Source organism: Pseudomonas sp. K5002 (assembly GCF_013386655.1).
Classification (GTDB): domain Bacteria; phylum Pseudomonadota; class Gammaproteobacteria; order Pseudomonadales; family Pseudomonadaceae; genus Aquipseudomonas.
The window spans coordinates 1-3816 of record NZ_JACARK010000357.1; the positions used below are offsets into that span (position 1 = coordinate 1).

Genomic DNA, 3816 nt, shown 5'->3' on the forward strand with positions numbered 1-3816 from the left:
ACACCCGCTACCCGGCGCCGCAAAAGTACCCGGCACGCCAGACCCTCGAAGCTTCCCAGGCGGTCGCGCGCCTGCACGGCCTGCGGGACGACGGCGTGGTCTACGCCCAGCAGAACCCGGCGGTGATCGATGCCGGTGTGTTCCACAACGATGTGATCGCGGTGGGCAATGGCGAGGTGCTGTTCTATCACGAGGATGCCTTCCTCAATACTGAGCAGATGCTCGGTGAATTGCAGGGCAAGCTCGGCAAGCTCGGTGGCAATTTCCAGTCGATCTGCGTGCCACGGGCCCAGGTGGGGGTTGAAGACGCAGTGCGTTCCTACCTGTTCAACAGCCAGCTGCTGACCCGCGCCGACGGTTCGATGCTGCTGATCGTGCCGGAAGAATGCCGCGCCAACGAGCGTGTCTGGCAGTACCTGCAAGGCCTGACGTCCTCCGGCGGGCTGATCCGCGAAGTCAAAGTCTTCGACCTCAAGCAAAGCATGCAGAACGGCGGTGGCCCGGCGTGCCTGCGCTTGCGTGTAGCCTTGAATGAAACCGAACTGGCGGCGGTCAACCCAGGGGTTATCATGACGGCGCCGTTGTACGACACGCTGACCCAATGGGTCGACAAGCACTACCGCGACAGCCTGCGGGAAACCGACCTGGCTGACCCGCAATTGCTGCTTGAGTGCCGGACGGCACTGGATGAACTGACGCAAATCCTTAAACTGGGCTCGGTTTATCCTTTCCAGATCAATTAACGCCGCACGGCTGAGAACTATTTATGACCACCGACACCCTGAAACTGATCCTTGAAGACACCGACGGCACCCAGCTGGAAACTTCCTGCACCCGCGTCGCCGTGGTGTGGCAGGGCAAGGAGATCTGGATCCAGCACGACGGCCGTGGCCAACTGCTGATCGGCGTGGACGTGGAAGAAGGCGACGCGGAATACGCCAACCTGCTGATGCGCCCATTGGCCACCAACCTGATGAGCCTGCAACTGGAAATGGAACCGGCCGACGTTGAAGGTGATGACGACGATCACGTCCACGGTCCTGGCTGCAACCACTAAGGAAGCTGCGTATGCTCGCCCTCGGCAAACTGCTTGAACTGACCCTCGCCGGTCGCGAACCGGCGCAAAAAATTCAACTGACTGTCGACGGCGTGCAACTGCGCTGGCTCAGTGAGGGCGCGCTGGAAGTGCGGCCTCCTGAGGCGCGGGACAACGGCTGCGACGTACTGCTGTCGTCCGGCATCCATGGCAACGAAACCGCGCCAATCGAATTGGCCGATCGCTTGCTGCAGGGCATTGCCCGTGGGGAGATCAAGCCCCGTACCCGTATCCTGTTCCTGTTCGGCAACCCCGAGGCCATGCGCCGTGGCGAGCGTTACCTCGAACTGGACGTCAACCGGCTGTTCAACGGCCGTCATGAACAAAACATCGGCCCTGAAGCCATGCGCGCCGCCGAGCTTGAACAGTTGGCCCGCACCTTCTTCAGCGTGCCTGGGCGTAGCCGTTTGCACTACGACCTGCACACCGCCATCCGTGGCTCGAAGATCGAGCAGTTCGCACTGTACCCGTGGAAGGACGGTCGCCAGCATTCACGTCGTGAACTGGCGCGCCTGCGAGCCGCCGGCCTGGAGGCGGTGCTGTTGCAGAACAAGACGTCGATCACCTTCACGGCGTTTACCTACGAGCAGCTGGAGGCCGAGTCCTTCACCCTGGAGTTGGGCAAGGCCCGGCCGTTCGGGCAGAACCAGGGCGTGGACGTATCGCGCCTGGAAACCCGCCTCACGCAGATCATCGAGGGTAACGAGCCGGCCACCGAGAGCCTGGATGGCCTGCAGCTGTTCAGCGTCTCCCGGGAAGTGATCAAGCACAGCGATACCTTCGTCCTGCATTTGCCGGCGGACGTGGAAAACTTTTCGGAGTTGGAGAAGGGTTATCTGCTGGCCGAGGACATTGCCAAGACCCGCTGGGTGATCGAGGAGGAGGGCGCACGCATCATCTTCCCGAACCCGAAGGTCAAGAATGGCTTGCGAGCAGGGATATTGATTGTGCCGACCACGGATGCCGGCCTGGCCTGAATCCCGAGACCGACTCGGTCAAATGTGGGAGCGGGCTTGCTCGCGAAGGCGGTGTATCAGTCAGACATGTATTGACTGACACTCCGCTTTCGCGAGCAAGCCCGCTCCCACATTTGCTTTGCAGTGTTGCTTAAACCGCGAGAGCCCGTGGCTCATTGCGACGCAGTGCGCGAACCTTGTGCAGGGTGTCGGCGCAGGTGCGTGCCGCTTCCTGGCCCTTGTGCACGAAGTGCTCATAGAAGAACGTATGGTGCTCGCTGCCCGCGTGGAAGTGGTGCGGGGTCAGGGATACCGAGAACACCGGCACTTCGGTTTCCAGCTGGACCTGCATCAGGCCGCTGACCACGGACTGGGCCACGAACTCGTGACGGTAGATCCCGCCGTCCACCACCAGGGCGGCCGCGACGATACCGGCATAACGGCCGGACTTGGCCAGCAGCTTGGCGTGCAGGGGCATTTCAAAGGCGCCGCCGACTTCGAAGAAATCGATGTCCGATTCCTGGTAGCCCTGGGCGATCATTTCGGCGAGGAAACCTTTACGGGATTGGTCGACAATATCCTTGTGCCAGCAGGCCTGGATAAACGCGACGCGCTCGCCGTGATGGTTTTTGCTTTTGCTGTCGATTGCGGTGGGTTGCATGTTCTGACTCCTGTTTAAGAAAAAAACAGGGCGTTATGAATCGAATGGGATTTAAGGGTACGCACAGCGGGCTCATGTGAACATGACGTCAGCGCGGCCCTTAGGTGCCAATCCCGTTCTCTCTTCATCCGGACTATGACCGTCGGCCCCGGGATCACACCGGGTCTGCTGACCTTGTCGCCGTCCTGCCGAGGCAGTTCGAGGCGCCAAGCGCTCGCGGGCTATGCACATTGCGTGCAATTACCGCCGGTGGGGAATTACACCCCGCCCTGAGAACGTTGCCGCCAGAACCCTGGCGGCGGAGAGTTTTTATCATGGTTTTTCAGAAACTGCACGGTTGGTTTATCGATAACCTATATCGGTTTGTTTGGTTGGTATTCGATTGTGCAAGCACGGGGCTTGATATTCCGCGGGTTTGCCCGCAGTAATCGTCAACACAAGAAACGCTCCAATCCGCTAGAGGCTAGTTTGATGAACGTGATTGACCTGCGCAGCGACACAGTGACCCAACCGACCCCTGGCATGCTCGAGGCGATGGCCACTGCCGCCAGCGGCGACGACGTCTACGGCGAGGACCCGAGCGTCAATCGCCTGGAAGCCGAACTGGCCAGGCGCCTGGGTTTTGCCGCCGCGTTGTTCGTGCCCACCGGCACCATGAGCAACCTGCTGGCATTGATGGCGCACTGTGAGCGTGGCGAGGAATACATCGTCGGTCAGCAGGCCCACACCTACAAATACGAAGGCGGCGGCGCGGCGGTTCTCGGCTCGATCCAGCCACAACCCCTGGAAGTGCAGGCCGACGGTTCCCTGAACCTGGAGCACGTGCTGGCGGCGATCAAGCCGGACGACTTCCACTTCGCCCGCACCCGCTTGCTGGCGCTGGAAAACACCATGCAGGGCAAGGTCCTGCCGCTGCAATACCTGGCGGCGGCGCGAGCCTTTACCCGGGAACACGGACTGGCCTTGCACCTGGACGGCGCGCGGCTCTACAACGCGGCGGTCAAGCTGGGTGTGGATGCACGGGAGATCGCCCAGCACTTCGATTCGGTGTCGGTGTGCCTGTCCAAGGGCCTGGGCGCGCCGATCGGCTCGGTGCTGTGCGG

Annotated in this window: 5 protein-coding genes and 1 riboswitch; of the genes, 4 read left to right on the forward strand and 1 reads right to left on the reverse strand. The window is 61.4% G+C overall.

Features of this window, described 5'->3' with window-relative positions:
- The 3 genes from HX846_RS17380 to astE form a co-directional block, all read left to right on the forward strand.
- On the forward strand, nt 1-743 hold a 743-nt coding region (locus HX846_RS17380), incomplete at its 5' end, for an N-succinylarginine dihydrolase (protein WP_178965780.1).
- A gap of 23 nt (nt 744-766) precedes the next feature.
- Nucleotides 767-1057 (forward strand): hypothetical protein, encoded by a 291-nt coding sequence (locus HX846_RS17385; RefSeq protein ID WP_003214319.1) that lies wholly within the window; start codon nt 767-769, stop codon nt 1055-1057.
- 11 nt (nt 1058-1068) lie between these two features.
- Nucleotides 1069-2073, forward strand: a complete 1005-nt coding sequence (gene astE, locus HX846_RS17390; RefSeq protein WP_102369719.1) for a succinylglutamate desuccinylase — start codon at nt 1069-1071, stop codon at nt 2071-2073.
- 130 nt (nt 2074-2203) lie between these two features.
- Here the strand turns inward: astE and HX846_RS17395 are convergent, their stop codons facing one another.
- Nucleotides 2204-2713: a 6,7-dimethyl-8-ribityllumazine synthase gene (locus HX846_RS17395; RefSeq protein ID WP_003214313.1), complete on the reverse strand. Its 510-nt coding sequence runs from the start codon at nt 2711-2713 to the stop codon at nt 2204-2206.
- 111 nt (nt 2714-2824) lie between these two features.
- Nucleotides 2825-2994: riboswitch (FMN riboswitch) on the reverse strand.
- A 190-nt stretch (nt 2995-3184) separates the two neighbouring features.
- On the opposite strand from HX846_RS17395, the gene ltaE reads away from it, so the two are divergent.
- A partial coding sequence (ltaE, locus tag HX846_RS17400) for a low-specificity L-threonine aldolase (RefSeq protein ID WP_178965781.1) occupies nt 3185-3816 on the forward strand: 632 nt, incomplete at its 3' end.